This is a genomic window from Neobacillus niacini (genome assembly GCF_030817595.1).
Lineage (GTDB): Bacteria > Bacillota > Bacilli > Bacillales > Cytobacillaceae > Neobacillus > Neobacillus niacini_G.
This window is the reverse complement of the sequence record NZ_JAUSZN010000001.1, coordinates 6,523,425-6,538,563: the sequence shown is the minus strand read 5'-3', so window position 1 is coordinate 6,538,563 and position 15,139 is coordinate 6,523,425. Positions and strand designations below refer to the sequence as shown.

At 36.3% G+C, this 15,139-nt stretch carries 16 protein-coding genes and 2 pseudogenes; 13 read left to right on the top strand and 5 right to left on the bottom strand.

All coding sequences use genetic code 11. The features are described 5' to 3' along the window. Positions 1 to 91: 91 nt before the first annotated feature. The 3 genes from yhfH (QFZ31_RS31380) to QFZ31_RS31370 all read left to right on the top strand — a co-directional run bounded on the left by yhfH (QFZ31_RS31380) (position 92) and on the right by QFZ31_RS31370 (position 991). Positions 92 to 226, top strand: coding sequence for a protein YhfH (gene yhfH / locus QFZ31_RS31380; RefSeq protein ID WP_179596063.1), 135 nt, complete (start codon positions 92 to 94; stop codon positions 224 to 226). 82 nt (positions 227 to 308) lie between these two features. Then, entirely contained in the window at positions 309 to 443 is a 135-nt protein-coding gene (gene yhfH / locus QFZ31_RS31375; RefSeq protein WP_179596064.1) for a protein YhfH, read from the top strand. Positions 444 to 739: 296 nt separating this feature from the next. Next, positions 740 to 991, top strand: a complete 252-nt coding sequence (locus QFZ31_RS31370; protein WP_307310881.1) for a transcriptional regulator SplA domain-containing protein — start codon at positions 740 to 742, stop codon at positions 989 to 991. A gap of 44 nt (positions 992 to 1,035) precedes the next feature. On the opposite strand, the gene QFZ31_RS31365 is transcribed toward QFZ31_RS31370, so the two are convergent. After that, the gene (locus tag QFZ31_RS31365; RefSeq protein WP_179597069.1) at positions 1,036 to 1,221 is read right to left on the bottom strand and encodes a cold-inducible protein YdjO-related protein; all 186 of its coding nucleotides are present in this window, start codon (positions 1,219 to 1,221) and stop codon (positions 1,036 to 1,038) included. A gap of 102 nt (positions 1,222 to 1,323) precedes the next feature. Between QFZ31_RS31365 and QFZ31_RS31360 the strand changes: the two genes are divergently transcribed. Continuing rightward, positions 1,324 to 1,470 carry a hypothetical protein gene (locus QFZ31_RS31360; protein ID WP_306073727.1) on the top strand — a complete coding sequence of 49 codons (147 nt, stop codon included), beginning with the start codon at positions 1,324 to 1,326 and terminating at the stop codon, positions 1,468 to 1,470. Between the two features lie 11 nt (positions 1,471 to 1,481). Here QFZ31_RS31360 and QFZ31_RS31355 read toward each other — a convergent pair whose 3' ends face one another. Further along, entirely contained in the window at positions 1,482 to 3,413 is a 1,932-nt protein-coding gene (locus QFZ31_RS31355; RefSeq protein ID WP_307310875.1) for an endonuclease MutS2, read from the bottom strand. Between the two features lie 482 nt (positions 3,414 to 3,895). Between QFZ31_RS31355 and QFZ31_RS31350 the strand changes: the two are divergent. Both QFZ31_RS31350 and QFZ31_RS31345 read left to right on the top strand, forming a co-directional pair. Continuing rightward, positions 3,896 to 4,601 (top strand): annotated as a pseudogene (locus QFZ31_RS31350) (Crp/Fnr family transcriptional regulator). Between the two features lie 95 nt (positions 4,602 to 4,696). Continuing rightward, the gene (locus QFZ31_RS31345) at positions 4,697 to 5,296 is read left to right on the top strand and encodes an SCO family protein (protein WP_307310873.1); all 600 of its coding nucleotides are present in this window, start codon (positions 4,697 to 4,699) and stop codon (positions 5,294 to 5,296) included. 54 nt (positions 5,297 to 5,350) lie between these two features. Here QFZ31_RS31345 and QFZ31_RS31340 read toward each other — a convergent pair whose 3' ends face one another. Beyond that, positions 5,351 to 5,485 carry a hypothetical protein gene (locus QFZ31_RS31340; RefSeq protein ID WP_306073723.1) on the bottom strand — a complete coding sequence of 45 codons (135 nt, stop codon included), beginning with the start codon at positions 5,483 to 5,485 and terminating at the stop codon, positions 5,351 to 5,353. A 213-nt stretch (positions 5,486 to 5,698) separates the two neighbouring features. Between QFZ31_RS31340 and QFZ31_RS31335 the strand changes: the two genes are divergently transcribed. Then, positions 5,699 to 7,321 (top strand): ABC-F family ATP-binding cassette domain-containing protein, encoded by a 1,623-nt coding sequence (locus tag QFZ31_RS31335; protein WP_307310869.1) that lies wholly within the window; start codon positions 5,699 to 5,701, stop codon positions 7,319 to 7,321. Positions 7,322 to 7,361: 40 nt separating this feature from the next. Here the strand turns inward: QFZ31_RS31335 and QFZ31_RS31330 are convergent, their stop codons facing one another. Further along, positions 7,362 to 7,493 carry a YuzL family protein gene (locus tag QFZ31_RS31330; protein WP_082799469.1) on the bottom strand — a complete coding sequence of 44 codons (132 nt, stop codon included), beginning with the start codon at positions 7,491 to 7,493 and terminating at the stop codon, positions 7,362 to 7,364. A gap of 99 nt (positions 7,494 to 7,592) precedes the next feature. On the opposite strand from QFZ31_RS31330, the gene QFZ31_RS31325 reads away from it, so the two are divergent. From QFZ31_RS31325 to QFZ31_RS31310, 4 genes and pseudogenes are all read left to right on the top strand, one after another. Further along, positions 7,593 to 7,835 (top strand): YkuS family protein, encoded by a 243-nt coding sequence (locus QFZ31_RS31325; RefSeq protein ID WP_283861101.1) that lies wholly within the window; start codon positions 7,593 to 7,595, stop codon positions 7,833 to 7,835. Positions 7,836 to 7,977: 142 nt separating this feature from the next. Then, positions 7,978 to 8,760: a molybdate ABC transporter substrate-binding protein gene (modA, locus tag QFZ31_RS31320; protein ID WP_307310864.1), complete on the top strand. Its 783-nt coding sequence runs from the start codon at positions 7,978 to 7,980 to the stop codon at positions 8,758 to 8,760. A gap of 5 nt (positions 8,761 to 8,765) precedes the next feature. Further along, positions 8,766 to 9,431: a molybdate ABC transporter permease subunit gene (modB, locus tag QFZ31_RS31315; RefSeq protein ID WP_307310862.1), complete on the top strand. Its 666-nt coding sequence runs from the start codon at positions 8,766 to 8,768 to the stop codon at positions 9,429 to 9,431. A 92-nt stretch (positions 9,432 to 9,523) separates the two neighbouring features. Then, positions 9,524 to 10,685: pseudogene (locus QFZ31_RS31310) on the top strand (IS3 family transposase). A 62-nt stretch (positions 10,686 to 10,747) separates the two neighbouring features. On the opposite strand, the gene QFZ31_RS31305 reads toward QFZ31_RS31310, so the two are convergent. Continuing rightward, the gene (locus tag QFZ31_RS31305; protein WP_307310860.1) at positions 10,748 to 11,890 is read right to left on the bottom strand and encodes a D-alanyl-D-alanine carboxypeptidase family protein; all 1,143 of its coding nucleotides are present in this window, start codon (positions 11,888 to 11,890) and stop codon (positions 10,748 to 10,750) included. A 216-nt stretch (positions 11,891 to 12,106) separates the two neighbouring features. Between QFZ31_RS31305 and QFZ31_RS31300 the strand changes: the two genes are divergently transcribed. Together QFZ31_RS31300 and pflB are read left to right on the top strand one after the other, a co-directional pair. After that, a complete protein-coding gene (locus tag QFZ31_RS31300) occupies positions 12,107 to 12,559 on the top strand; it encodes a cupredoxin domain-containing protein (RefSeq protein WP_307310857.1) in 453 nt (150 codons plus the stop codon). A 327-nt stretch (positions 12,560 to 12,886) separates the two neighbouring features. Beyond that, complete coding sequence (gene pflB / locus QFZ31_RS31295) at positions 12,887 to 15,112, top strand: formate C-acetyltransferase (protein ID WP_307310855.1); 2,226 nt, start codon at positions 12,887 to 12,889, stop codon at positions 15,110 to 15,112. Positions 15,113 to 15,139 lie beyond the last annotated feature (27 nt).

The following is a 15,139-nucleotide window of genomic DNA, read 5'->3' as shown; positions in this document are numbered from 1 at the left end:
AAGGACTACACAAATTTACTTTTTTTGATTATACTGTACTACAACAGATGAAAAGTTAATAAACTGTATTAAAAAAGGAGGAGAATTTTAAGTGTTAATGAATCCAGTTGAATTTTTCCGTACTTTGCCAAAAAAGGAATGTCCAGAATGTGGGCAGCACATCGAAGAACAGGCAGAAAGCTACTTAATGGAATGTGACCGCTGTTTAGCAAAAAGAGAAGAATAGACAGAAAATATTTTTTTGTTCATGCTGTACTACAACAAACTTAGGGTTAATAAACTGTATTAAAAAAGAGGAGGTTTTTTCAATGTTAATTAGTCCAGTTGAATTTTTCCGCACTTTGCCAAAAAAAGAATGCCCAGAGTGTGGGCAGCATATGGAAGAACAAGCAGAAAGCTACTTAATGGAATGTGATCGCTGTCTAGCTAGTAAAGACGAATAGAACAAGTTACCAGGCTCCCCATATCAGGGAGTTTTTTTGTTGAAAATTAAGGAAGGAATAAACCCAATAGAGAAAGCAAAAGCTTAAAAAAGGAGGTGTTTGTAATGGGTAAGGAATCTAGTTCATCCGAGAAAGAAACAAACATCCATACATGGAGGTATTTATCCTAGTGAAAAATATGTTCCTGGTGAGTCTGTTGATCAACATAAGGAACTTGAGGACGCAAATATCATGATAACCGGTGATGAAATTCGCCAGCAGAATGAAAATTTGTAATTAAGGGAAGGTAAATGGATATGGATATTGTTGATCTTTCTAGTGCTAAGCCTGGAGACGAAGTGTTTGTAATCTATCGAAATCCACATGTACCAACTGTTGCGAATATCAAACCAGCAGAAATTGTTGCTCACCCAAAGGATCCCAATGCACTTGCATTGTTCCTAAACGAGACCTTTCATGTTATTGAAGATGATGATGCTTTATTCCCTACTTCTGAATCGGCACAAAAGGCATTTGAGGGTCATTTTTTTGATTTTGGAGATGAATAAAAGACTGTCATTTATTTTGACAGTCTTTTTAAATACTTTATTCTTTATATTTTCGGAAGCTCTCTAATTTCTGCAGCCATTTCGTTACCACACATTGGGCAAAGCAGGTCGTCCGTAACAAAATCCTTTCTCATCCAGCCGATACATGCATTATCCATACAAGAATAGATTTCAGTTTCAAGCATAATTACTTCAACTTCTTCATCCTTAGCCCTTTTACCATAAAAAATGGGAACCGCCTCCTTTTTTTATAGTATGTACCAAAAATGTCCTTTTCATTGCTAAAAAAACAATCTTTACCATAAACAATATAAGGAAGGAATAAAATCTAAATGAAAACGAACGAAAAAAAATTAACTGTAGTAGGAACAGACATTGAAGAAGTAAAGAGATTAAATAACCAGTCAGGCTTAAGTTATAACCAGGTGAAACAGCTGCTTGCAGAAAAATATGCAAATAAGAGTCAGCCTTCCGAGTAGGAAGGCTGACTTTATAAATCCGTATGATCAATAATGATTTCACCATCATGCCTTTTGGAAAGTATCTTACTTTTCTTCCGGTTCTCTTTCGACTCAAAAATGATATCAAAGTCATAATCAGCAGGGTAAAGTTCCTCGGCCGCGATATATAGTTTCATTCTTTTGTGATTGAAGGCTATTTCTTCCCCTTTTACTTGGACAACATAGTTTCCCAGCTGGTCAGGACCGCTATAAACAATCCCGAATTCATTTGTTGGTGAAACCCTCACATTATCCCCTTGACTGTATTGAATTATATTTACGTCAGGATTTACAACAGCTTTTTTTCTATTCTTGTATTTATTAACAATGACTTGTTTTTCTAATTCCTTCTGTTTCCAACTATCAGTTTCTTTATTTTCATAGGTTTTCATTTCTTTATACGTGATTAAATGTGCTCTCTCAATGATTTTTGGATGAATTCCTAGCTTTAAGGCGATGGCAAACGCTTGACTCTCTCCTCCTCTGCCTATAATTAGCCGATAGGTAGGGCTGAGTGACTCAATATCGAATTCCATTGATCCATTAATAAATCCCGGATGTTCTTCCGCAAACTCTTTGATTTCACTATAATGTGTCGTAGCTAATAGCACTAATCCTTTGTGATATAGCTGTTCTAATATCGCAGTTGCAAGACCCATTCCTTCCCCTGGATCGGTTCCAGAACCAAGCTCATCAAGGAGAACCAGACTCTGGTCATTGGTATCCTTGAGGATCTCAATGATATTGACGATCCGTGAACTAAAAGTGCTAAGATTCTCAGTTATACTTTGACCGTCACCAATATCCACTAAGATACGCTGAAAAATACTAAGGTTACTTTCTGCGGAAGCAGGGATATGGAGACCGCACTGTACCATGAGTGTCAATAAACCTACCGTTTTTATACTTACTGTTTTCCCACCTGTATTCGGACCTGTTATGACGAGTGCACTTTTTCCTTCCATCATCTCTAATGATAATGGAACGGCCTTATCACCTAGGAGCGGGTGCTTTGCCTGCAGTAACTTTATCTGCTTCTCATCATTTACCTTAATTTTTGCGCCATTAATGGACCTGCTATATTTCGCCTTTGCAAACAAAAAATCATAATGGACCATGGTTTCGATAGCTATACGAATTTGCTGCTCTTTCTCTTCAACGAGCCCCGTTAAGTAGGTTAGAACCTTTTGGACTTCAACATCCTCATCTGCTAAGAGCCACGTTAATTGTTCTTGATAAACAGCAATTTCTTCGGGTTCAATATATAAGGTTGAACCTGAAGCAGAAGTATCTAACACAGAACCTTTAATTTTATTTCGGTATTCCTTCTTAATAGGAATAACATATCTTCCATCTCTTTGGCTCACGACGTTCTCTTGTAAAAAGGTTTTATATTTGTTGGAACGAATAAGTTGCATGGTTTTTTCTTTTAGCCGATCCTCATGAATAGCGATCTGTTTTCTTATCTTCAATAACTCTTTGGAAGCATAATCATCTACCCTTCCATTCCGGATACAACGGATAATTTCCTCTGCAAGGTCAGGCAGCTCCTCAATTGCTGCTACGTATGATGAAACTCTTGGTGCCAAGTATTCTTTATCCTTCATGAACCGGCGCATCTTCCCGCAGCAATCTAAAAAATCATACAGCTTGGATAATTGATCAGGACGTAGCTCAGTCCCTTTGTTTAATTTAGCCAAGATTTGCTCCATCCCGCCAAGTCCATGAACAGGAACACTTGAACTTTTCTTAAGTATTTCAACTGCCTCCGAAACTTCATCTAACCATGCTTCAATTTGCTTCAGATGTGTAGATGGAAGTAGATTATAGATTTTTTCTTTTCCTTCATTGGTTAAAGCAAATTCCGCTATTTTCTTTTTAATTTCTTGTACTTCCAAAACTTTAAATGTATGAGTATTCAATGTTTTTCCCTCCAAAATAAAATAAAAATAGCCGCAATGAACAATGTCATTGCGGCTAAGCTAAATAAAACGAGTATTTGCTCGTTTTGGTATACAGTATTTATCCATAAAAAAAACTGTCTACAGGAATTGTACACAGCAGCACGGAAAAAATCATGTATGCTTGGTATGCCCATTGTTCTTAACTTCATTCCAATACCGTACTCAAATAAACCTTCATTCATTATAAAAAATGAACAAGGCTGCACAGGAATGAAAATATCCAATTGATTGGATTAGTTAAGAACGACACCTAACATACAACATACTCCCTTATTTAGAAAATATTGATTCTTTTAAAGAATACAATAACCAGCAGTAATTGTCAAAATGAATTGCTGCTTTGATAGCTATTTTAGTATATGCAACTTAATTTGACTATTTCTTCACTTGTTTAACACTTATTATAAGAGTGGGTCAAATAATTAAAACAGGTGGGAGATATGACTACGGATACTCAAACAGAGAACCTTCTTACCAATGAATTAATCGAACTTTTACATTCTGCCGGAAGGATTATTGAAGTAAAAAAAGGATCGTTTCTGTTTCAAGAAGGACAGCCTGCTTCTGAAATGTACCTTATCCTTTCCGGACGGATACAAATATCAAAAATGAATGCCGAAGGCCAAGAGCTATATTTACGCCTATGTTCTGAGCATGACATAATTGGGGAGTTAACCCTTTTTACCGAGGATCCCCGTTATATATTTAATGCCAGAGTGATGGAAGACGGGCATGTAGCGGGCATACAGTTAGACTCCCTCGAGAAAGCATTATTTCAAAACAGCAATCTAGGCTATCAGTTTATCAAGTGGATGAATGATCATATTAGGAGGACAATGACTAAATTCAGAGATTTAGTGCTCTTTGGGAAAAAAGGTGCTCTCTATTCTACCTTAATTCGACTTTCAAACAGTTATGGGTTGAGCAAAGAGGATGGAATACATCTCACGGTACCCTATTACTACACAGGATTTAGCACATTTCTGTGGCACCGCAAGGGAAATCGTCAGCCGGATACTGACTGAGTTGAAAAAGGAGAAGATTATTTCTATTGAACATAAAAAAATAATTATTCATAATGTTGATTTTCTAAAACGTGAAAATGATTGTGAAAACTGCCCAGTTTCCTATTGTACGATTGACTAGAACGCGCATTGCCAGTAAAAAGCTAGTTTGTTCACGGAATGTCCACATCTTTTTACAAAAAACTTCTTTATCTTTATAGGTAGGAGGGAGAAATCATGAAAAAAATCTATCTTATAAGTAGCTTGGCAGTGTTCCTATTGATTACGGCTGGAATTTCTTTTTTTCTCATTCGAGATGCAAGTGCTGAAGTACCAGCTAATATCACTTTAGTGAACCAAAATGGAGAAACATTCAATTTTGGAGAAAATAAAAAACTAAAACTTGTGGAATTTATTTATACGAATTGTCCGGATATTTGCCCCACCACTACCCAAAAGATGGTGCAATTAAAGAATGATTTAGAAAAAAGCAATGTTTTCGGAAAAGAAATTGAGTTTGTTACCATTACCATTGACCCTTACCGAGACACACCTGGAGTGTTACAAAAATATATGAACGCTTTTGAAATTCCTAATTCCGACAATTGGATTTTCCTAACGGGTGACCTGGAAAATATCAAAGCTGATCAGAAAAAGATTAGGGAAGTTGCAGAATCACTGAAGTTTCAATACAAAGACCCAGGTAATGGTCAATTCGTTCATAGATCCTTTACCTATTTGATTGATGAAAATAATAAATACATTTCTAAGTTCCCAATGGGCGAAGAGTTCAATAAGCAGGAAGTCTATGAAGAGATTATGGATGTAATTAAATAAGAGAAAATAAAAAAAGCGGTTAGTCCTTGGGATTAATCGCTTTTTAATACCTATTTAATTCACGGAAGATGGATACTTTTTAATTTGCTGTAGAGATAATAGGTAGTTAGACTTGGGTTTTGTTAAACTTGCTTTTATTCCAGCCTGTTTTAACTTATTTACGAGTTCAGTAAGTTGCTTTTTCGACATACTTCTCACCTACTTTATTCCTTCACTACTTCTTTAAATTATTCTACAACAAAAATATGAATAAAGTGTGAAAACTAGGAAAAAAAATTAGAAAAATTTTCTGCAATATGTTTTATTTTTTCCTATTAAATCCTTTCATTCAACAAAGAATTCGCTCTTCGCCTAATTTAATGGTATAATTAGTAGATATTTTGCTGTTGGAGGATATTATAGATGATAACTGTAAGTAACGTAAGTTTAAGATATGGTGACCGTAAGTTATTTGAAGATGTAAATATTAAATTTACGCCTGGAAATTGTTATGGTCTAATTGGTGCGAATGGCGCTGGAAAGTCAACATTCCTAAAGATTCTATCCGGAGAAATTGAATCTCAAACCGGAACGGTTCAACTTGGTCCAAATGAACGGATGGCAGTATTAAAACAGAACCATTTTGAATACGAGGAACACGAAGTTTTACAGACCGTTATTATGGGGCATGCAAGACTTTATCAAGTGATGCAAGAAAAAGACGCCATTTATATGAAGGAAAACTTCACCGATGAAGATGGGATGAAAGCAGCTGAGCTTGAAGGTGAGTTTGCTGAATTAAATGGATGGGAAGCAGAACCTGAAGCAGCTATTCTCCTAAAAGGTCTAGGAATTGGAGAAGACTTACATTATAAGAAAATGGCTGAATTAACCGGTTCAGAAAAAGTAAAGGTTCTTCTTGCACAGGCACTATTTGGCAGACCTGACGTATTACTTCTAGATGAGCCGACGAACCACTTAGATATTAAGGCCATTCAATGGCTCGAAGAGTTCTTAATTAACTTTGAAAATACAGTCATTGTTGTATCCCATGACCGTCATTTCCTAAATAAAGTCTGTACTCATATTGCTGATTTAGATTTTGGAAAAATTCAAGTTTATGTTGGTAACTATGATTTCTGGTATGAATCAAGTCAATTAGCTACTAGACTGACTTCAGATGCAAACAAGAAAAAGGAAGAGAAAATAAAAGAGCTTCAAGCCTTTATTGCTCGTTTTAGTGCAAATGCTTCTAAGTCAAAACAGGCAACTTCCCGTAAAAAGTTATTAGATAAAATTACTCTTGACGACATTCGACCATCTTCTCGCCGCTATCCATTCGTTGGTTTTACGCCGGAGCGTGAAATTGGTAATGATTTATTAATGGTCGAAGGATTAACAAAAACAATTGATGGCGTAAAAGTCCTTAATAATGTCAGCTTTTTTATGAACAAAAATGACAAAATTGCTCTTGTTGGACCAAATGAAGTTGCCAAAACAACTCTTTTCAAAATATTAATGGGTGAAATGGAAGCAGACAGCGGAACCTTTAAATGGGGTATTACCACTTCTCAAGCCTATTTCCCTAAGGATAACTCCGAGTTTTTTGAAAACAGCGAGGTAAATCTGGTTGATTGGCTTCGTCAGTTTTCTCCTAAGGATGAAAGTGAGAGTTTCTTACGAGGTTTCCTTGGAAGAATGCTATTTTCTGGTGAAGAAGTGCTTAAGAAAGCGAGTGTTCTTTCAGGAGGAGAAAAAGTTCGTTGTATGCTTTCAAAGATGATGCTAAACGGAGCTAACGTTTTACTTCTCGATGAACCTACAAACCATCTTGATTTGGAATCCATTACGGCATTAAATAATGGTTTAATAAACTTTAAAGGGTCACTTATTTTCTCTTCACATGACCATCAATTTATTCAAACCATCGCCAACCGGATTTTCGAATTAACTCCAAGTGGATTAGTTGATAAGCAAATGACTTATGATGAATATCTTGAAAATAGTGAAGTTCAAAAGCAAGTTGCGGAGATGTACAATAAGTAAAAGGTTGAAGCGGACACAAATTGTGCCCGCTTTTTCTTTATTAGTCTCTCTTCTGCTTTCTGCGTGATGAAGAGGCTTCTCTTGCACCTGTTTCTGTTGTTGTGGTTCCTTGGCCTTCTACTTGTGGTGACGCTAAGCCAATGGTGGATGGATCCTTTTTACGCTTTCCCATAGTAACACCTCCTTTGTTAGTTTTTGAAGATTATCGTGACTTATACAGAATAATTAACTGGAACTTTGGCATGATAATCTACAGGAGGAGGTGTTTTGTATGGCAAGAATTGGAGTAGAAGAATCACTCACAGATGTTCTAGAAGCATTAAGGGAAAAAGGACATGATGTAGTGCAGCTTAGACAGGAATCAGATGCACAAAATTGCGATTGCTGTGTGGTAACTGGTTTAGACTCAAATGTTATGGGAATGCAGGATACCTTTACAAAAGGTTCGGTTATTGAAGCGAATGGGATGAGCGCAGAAGAAGTGTGCCAGCAGGTAGAAAGCAGACTTCAATAGGTTCAAACAACATAGGACAATCATAGATCATACTTAAAACTGCCGCCCAGGCAGTTTTTTTCTTATTCTATACTTTTAGGAAGAATATTCATTCGGTATAATGATTAAAGACACCTTGATAGATTTTGAGAGGAAGTATTGAATGAAGAACCCTATTTTTATTGGTATGGCAATTTTTCTGCTAATTGCCATGTCCGCATGTTCAACCAAAAAACCCCAGCAGACAGAAACAGTAGAACTAACTATTTCTGCTGCAGCTAGCCTTAATGAAGCATTAATCGAAATCAAAAAGAACTTTGAAACTGAAAATCCTCATATTAAACTTTTATATAATATTGGTGGTTCAGGTGCTTTGAAACAACAGATTTTCCAGGGAGCACCCGTTGATCTTTTCCTCTCTGCTGCAATAGACCCCTTTAATGAGCTAACTCAAAAAGGATTAATTGAAAAACAAAACCAGGTAAATTTATTAGGTAACCAGCTAGTTTTGGTCACAAACAAAGAACATCCTTCAGACATAAACGGATTCTCTGATTTAAATCTCAACCATATTAATAAAATTGCCATTGGTATACCAGAATCTGTTCCAGCCGGGAAGTACGCGAAACAAACACTCGAAAATCTCGGTCTTTGGGGATATCTCGAACCAATTGTTATTCAAACCAAAGATGTCCGACAAGCGCTCACTTATGTAGAAACAGGAAATGTTGATGCAGGTATTGTATATATGACAGACGTATATGTATCTGATAAAGTAAAAATTGTGGCAACTGCAGATGAACAAACCCATGATTCGATTATCTACCCTGCAGGCATATTAAAATCGTCAGCTAATAAAAAAGAGGCTGAACTATTTTTATCTTACTTACAAGGGAAAACAGCAAAAACTATTTTTGAAAAATACGGATTTAAAGTATTGGATTGATGATTATGTTTACTATCGATTATTGGTACCCCCTTAGATTCTCTCTTGAAGTAGCAGCCATATCAGTTATTATTGTGAGTTTTTTGGGCGTTCTATTTGCAAGACTTTTATACAACAAGAAATTCAAAGGAAAAATGCTTCTAGAAACTTTCCTTATGCTCCCTATTGTTCTGCCGCCTACGGTTATAGGTTTTTTATTGATTTACTTGTTCGGAAGAAATAGCCCAATTGGTGCTTTTATTGAAGTTTTTTTTCAACATTCCATCATGTTTACTCCTTGGGCAGCCATTATCGCATCGACCACAGTTGCTTTTCCACTTATGTACCAATCAGTAAAATTAGGCTTTCAATCCGTCGATAAAGATATAGAAGATGCTGCAGGGGTTGATGGTGGAAGCAGAATGAAGGTTTTCTTATTCGTTTCCCTGCCATTGACACTTCCATCGATTATCTCTGGATTGATTATGAGCTTTGCCCGGGCACTTGGTGAATTCGGAGCCACTTTAATGTTTGCCGGAAATATACCTGGAAAAACACAAACCGCACCAACTGCGATATACGTGGCAATGGAATCTGGTAACATGAGTTTAGCCTGGGCATTCGTTTTATCAATGGTAATCATTTCATTTCTTATGTTATTGATTTCAAATATCATACAAAAAAAGCCATGAAGAGGTGTAGAGTGACCCAATAATATGAGACAGGAAAAAACACCCCCTTAGTCGTATTACCACATTTATCGACATTTGGAGGTGTTTTTCTTATGGGTAAAAAAACATTTTATCCTGAAGAGGAAAAAAGGAGGTTATTCGTCTTAAACTCGCGGGGGAATTGACGAATAAAGAGATTATGGAGATGTATGCGATAAAGAACAAGACTCAAAAAAAGACTTGGATGAGTTGGTATAGAAAAGGAGAAGGACACAGGTTGGCTCAACCAATTGGTAAGCAATATGCTTTTGGTAAGGGGCCAGATGATGAAACTGAGTTAAGTCAGTTAAGAAAAAAAGTTAAATACTATGAAATGCGAGATGAAATTATGGGAAAGTATCAAGAAGTCGAAAGGATGTGGTTCCGGAAGTTTTTGTAGAAGTTGTAGAATCGTTTAGAAGTAAATATTCCATATCTGAAATTTGTGAGTGCTTTGGAATTCCAAGGTCTACTTATTATCGTTGGAAGGAAAAATCTAAAGATGAGGCACCATACTTACACCAGCTAATTATTGATATTTGTAAATCTTTATCTTACCGAGTGGGCCATAGAAAGGTAAAGGGGCTCCTTTGTAAAGATTACAATATAAAAGTGGATCGAAAGACAGTCCAAAAAGTGATGCAAAAGTACAATATTCAATGCAGAGTGAAAGTTAAAAGAAAAAATTATATTGCAGGGGAAAGCAAATTGGTGGTAGAGAATCTCCTTAATCAGAACTTTTTAGCTGATAAACCAAATCAAAAATGGGTAACGGATATTACTTATCTACCATACGGAGAAAAAATGCTTTATTTATCAACAATTATGGATTTGTATAACAACGAAGTTATTGCTTACAAAGTGAGCGATTCACAAGATGTTAGTTTAGTCCTGGAAACTCTCGAAGCAGCTTGTGATGGAAGGGAAACTTATGAAATTATTTTGCATAGTGATCAAGGTTCACAATATACATCATACTCCTTTCAGAAATTAGCTAAAGAAAAAGGCATTATCACAAGCATGTCCCGGAAAGGCAATTGCTATGATAATGCCGTAATCGAATCCTTCCACTCCTCGCTAAAGTCGGAAGAATTCAGCACCCAATTAAGGGCGCACCTTACAGACTCTATTGTACTAGAAAAAGTAGATACGTACATGTATTATTACAATTATATACGACCATTTACAAAATTAAATTGCCACAGCCCTGTTGAATATAGGGCTGTGGCAGCATAGGTGTTTTTTCTTGTCCCGTTTAACTGGGTCAGTTCAGTGTTCTCTCCGTGGCTTTTTGTGGCTTATTGTTTTTTCAGCCATCTTTTTCTTACTCCAATTAGCAGTCCCGCGAGTGCAAATACAATAATTCCATAAAAGATATTAATACTGCTCTGTTCACTTGATAGCAGCTTTTCCTTTGTCACCTTTATTGGCTTTGGTTCTTTTACTTCAAGTTGTATGGATTGTGAGACTTGACCGGTGTTTACTATTTCAAGCATTCCTTGCTCAGAAATGCTTTCTTTAGAAGTATTGACGTGCTCCGTAACGACAATATCATTTTTAGGATAATATTCTTTTTTATGAATAGTAAATAGCTCGTTTTGTTTGATAATACGATGTTTAAAACTAGAAAAACCGTATTCAATCAGCTTTACAGTGTCGTTATACGAAGCCTTACTGCTATCCGCTTTTAGCACAATCGCAGTCAGCTTTAAATTTTCATTTTCCGCTGTTGTTGCCAATGTATGCTTTGATTCATTTACAAAACCTGTTTTTCCGCCTGTAATACCATCTACAGGAATTTCGCCTTTTAACAGACGGTGATGAGTGAGCAATTTCGTTTCCCACGATTCACCAACCCACTCTAGCTCTATTGTTCCGAAAATCTCTTTAAAAACGGGGTTCTTCATTGCATAATTAGTTATTAGAGCTAAATCTAGTGCCGTTGTATAATGATTTTCATTAAATAATCCATTTGGATTGGTAAAATGGGTATTACTAACACCGATCTTCTCAACTAAAAACTTATTTATATTGGCAGCAAATAGTTCAACCGATCCATCTAAATGTTCTGCGATTGCTACAGCAGCGTCATTCCCTGAGTTAATTAACATTCCTTGAATCAGCTTTTTTAAAGGCACCCTTTCCCCTTCAACTAAATAAACTCTTGTCCCTTCTTCCTTTACCGCCCTAGCACTAACTGTAACAACATCATCTATATTTCCATTTTCAATTGCATAAATGGCTGTCGCAATTTTCGTCAAACTAGCAGGGTATAATCTTTCATTACTATTTTTACTATATAAAATGGCACCCGTTTCTGAATCTACTAGTACAGCAGACTCACTTTTTATCTCAAGTGTCTGATTTTCTTCTGCGTATGCATTAACCTGGTTTGATAAGAGAAGCGTCAAGATCATAAAAACTGAAACTAATTTTGACAATTTCCAACATCCTTACTTTTCATTTATCATCTGATTTTATCAAAATTTCTTAGAATGTAAATATTTATAGATGAACTGTTATTCTACCGAAAAGAGTTTGGAGTTATATTGAAATAATTGTAATAAACTCAATTTGAAAAAATTTAAAAAAAGAGACAAGTTTCCCTACCTTGTTTGCATAAACATTAATTAGGACAAATTATTGGGGGGTTAATAATGAAATTTTTAGTATTAAAAAAAGATACACTTGTCTTTATTTTAGTAACAGCTTTCCTACTTGTTACTATTTCTGCTTGGTTTTTATTAAAAGCAGGAGATACCACAGTGTTTAATCAAACCGCTAATGAAGATATAAGAGAAATTCATATGGTGACTGTAGAGTATAACAGTAAAACGAAGGACGGAAAGGAAATTGAAGTATACCGCTGGGATCCAGGTACGATTCAACTGAACACAGGAGAAAAAGTAAACTTATACATTAGTGGTGTTAACGGGGAAGAGCACCCATTCTATATTGAAGGTACGGACATTAAGGGTACAGTCAAAAAAGGTGAAGAAACAATGGTCCCTCTACAAATTGATAAAAAGGGTACCTATCGTTTAATTTGTGAAGTACATGGAGACAGAGACCATAATGGTCCAATGATTGCTGATATTATCGTGGATTAAAAGCAGGAGTTTATTCTCCTGTTTTTTTCATTTTTATTAGATGCCTGTTTCATAGGTTTTCACTATCAAGATGTTGATATCATCGTGTTTCTCCTATATAACAGAATGTATTTTTGTTCAAATAATTATAGTACAGATTTTTCGTATTTCGATATCCGTTCATAAAAAGTTCAAAAACAACTCCAAAAAACCCCTTAAAAACAAGACTTCACAATATGTTAACAATAGCTGTGCTTTCTTTCACAAAAAATCTGTTACACTCTAGTTAAGAAATAACAGCAACACTGTTATATTAAATCTTACACAAACTTACGAGGTGAAATAATCATGGATCAATGGAAAGGTTTTACAAAAGGAACTTGGACAAAAGAAGTAGATGTTCGTGATTTCATACTAAAAAACTATAATCAATACGAAGGTGACGATACCTTCCTAGCAGGTGCAACTGACGCAACAAACAAGCTTTGGGAACAGGTAATGGAACTCACCAAACAGGAACGCGAAAAAGGCGGAGTCCTCGACATGGATACTGAAACAGTATCTACGATCACTTCTCACACTCCTGGTTACCTTAACGAAGAACTTGAAAAAGTTGTTGGGGTCCAAACTGACAAGCCATTTAACCGTTCTATGCAGCCTTTTGGTGGAATCCGGATGGCGAAAGCAGCATTAGAATCATATGGATATGAACTAAATCCAGAAATTGAAAGATTCTTTACAGAGTTCCGCAAAACTCATAACCAAGGGGTTTTCGATGCATATACGGACGAAATGATGCTAGCACGTAAAGCAGCAATTATCACCGGTCTCCCAGATGCCTACGGCCGTGGTCGTATTATCGGTGACTATCGTCGTGTTGCATTATATGGTGTAGATTTCTTAATCAAGCAAAAACAACAAGATCAAAAAAATACAAGCAAGGTAATGACTGAAGACAATATGCGTCTTCGTGAAGAAATTGCCGAGCAAATTCGTGCATTAAAAGAATTAAAAGAAATGGCAAGCAGCCATGGCTTTGATATCTCGCAGCCGGCAACAACTGCGGCTGAAGCATTCCAATGGTTATATTTCGGTTACTTAGCGGCTATCAAAGAACAAAACGGTGCTGCAATGAGTCTTGGACGTGTATCTACTTTCTTAGATATTTATGTAGAGAGAGACCTTTTAAATGGCACTTTAACTGAAGAAGAAGCACAGGAATTAGTTGACCATTTTGTTATGAAGTTCCGTTTAGTAAAATTTGCTCGTACACCTGATTATAATGAATTATTCTCTGGTGATCCAACTTGGGTAACTGAGTCAATCGGCGGTATGGCTCAAGATGGACGTTCTCTTGTTACAAAGAACTCTTTCCGTTTTCTACACACATTAGACAATTTAGGTCCAGCTCCAGAACCAAACTTAACAGTACTATGGTCACCACTGCTGCCTGAAAATTTTAAAAAATATTGTGCAAAAATGTCAATTAAAACTAGCTCTATCCAATATGAAAATGATGATATCATGCGTCCAGAATATGGCGATGATTATGGTATTGCTTGCTGTGTATCCGCTATGGAGATTGGTAAACAAATGCAGTTCTTCGGTGCTCGTGCGAACCTTGCAAAAGCACTTCTCTACTCCATCAACGGTGGTGTGGATGAAAAATTAAAAATTCAAGTAGGACCACAATACCAGCCTATTACTGCTGACGTATTAAATTATGAGGAAGTTATGCAGAAGTTTGATCAAATGATGGAATGGCTTGCAGGTCTTTATATTAACACATTGAATGTTATCCACTATATGCATGATAAGTATAGCTATGAAAGAATTGAAATGGCCTTACACGACACACAAATCCTGCGTACAATGGCAACAGGTATTGCTGGATTGAGCGTTGTAGCAGACTCCTTAAGTGCAATTAAATACGGAGAAGTGAAAGTAATTCGTGATGAAAATGGTCTTGCTGTTGATTTCGAAATTACTGGCGACTTCCCTAAATACGGAAATAATGATGACCGTGTTGACAGTATTGCGGTTGAAATCGTTGAAACCTTCATGAAAAAGTTACGTAAGCACCAAACTTACCGTAATTCTGTTCATACGATGTCCATCTTAACGATTACATCCAACGTCGTTTATGGTAAGAAGACTGGTAATACACCAGATGGACGCCGTGCTGGCGAACCATTCGCACCAGGTGCAAACCCAATGCATGGCCGTGACACAAAAGGTACACTTGCTTCTCTATCTTCTGTTGCTAAACTGCCTTACAGCTCAGCAATGGATGGAATTTCAAATACTTTCTCTATCGTTCCTAAAGCATTAGGTAAAGAAGAAGAAAGCCAGGTTCGTAACTTAGTATCAATTTTAGACGGATATGCGATTAAAACTGGTCACCATCTGAATGTTAACGTATTTAATAAAGAAACATTAATGGATGCAATGGAACATCCAGAATTATATCCACAATTAACTATACGTGTTTCTGGATATGCGGTTAACTTTATCAAATTAACCAAAGAACAGCAGCTAGACGTCATTAACCGTACATTCCACGAATCACTGTAAAACAATACTGTGGAGCTCCTGCTTTAG

Coding starts and splice junctions, on each gene's coding strand:
- QFZ31_RS31335 (WP_307310869.1), top strand. CDS start 5,699: ATGATAACTGTAAGTAACGTAAGTTTAAGATATGGTGACCGTAAGTTA.
- QFZ31_RS31370 (WP_307310881.1), top strand. CDS start 740: ATGGATATTGTTGATCTTTCTAGTGCTAAGCCTGGAGACGAAGTGTTT.
- QFZ31_RS31300 (WP_307310857.1), top strand. CDS start 12,107: ATGAAATTTTTAGTATTAAAAAAAGATACACTTGTCTTTATTTTAGTA.
- QFZ31_RS31325 (WP_283861101.1), top strand. CDS start 7,593: ATGGCAAGAATTGGAGTAGAAGAATCACTCACAGATGTTCTAGAAGCA.
- QFZ31_RS31360 (WP_306073727.1), top strand. CDS start 1,324: ATGAAAACGAACGAAAAAAAATTAACTGTAGTAGGAACAGACATTGAA.
- QFZ31_RS31330 (WP_082799469.1), bottom strand. CDS start 7,493: ATGGGAAAGCGTAAAAAGGATCCATCCACCATTGGCTTAGCGTCACCA.
- QFZ31_RS31340 (WP_306073723.1), bottom strand. CDS start 5,485: ATGTCGAAAAAGCAACTTACTGAACTCGTAAATAAGTTAAAACAGGCT.
- modB (WP_307310862.1), top strand. CDS start 8,766: ATGTTTACTATCGATTATTGGTACCCCCTTAGATTCTCTCTTGAAGTA.
- yhfH (WP_179596064.1), top strand. CDS start 309: ATGTTAATTAGTCCAGTTGAATTTTTCCGCACTTTGCCAAAAAAAGAA.
- pflB (WP_307310855.1), top strand. CDS start 12,887: ATGGATCAATGGAAAGGTTTTACAAAAGGAACTTGGACAAAAGAAGTA.
- modA (WP_307310864.1), top strand. CDS start 7,978: ATGAAGAACCCTATTTTTATTGGTATGGCAATTTTTCTGCTAATTGCC.
- QFZ31_RS31345 (WP_307310873.1), top strand. CDS start 4,697: ATGAAAAAAATCTATCTTATAAGTAGCTTGGCAGTGTTCCTATTGATT.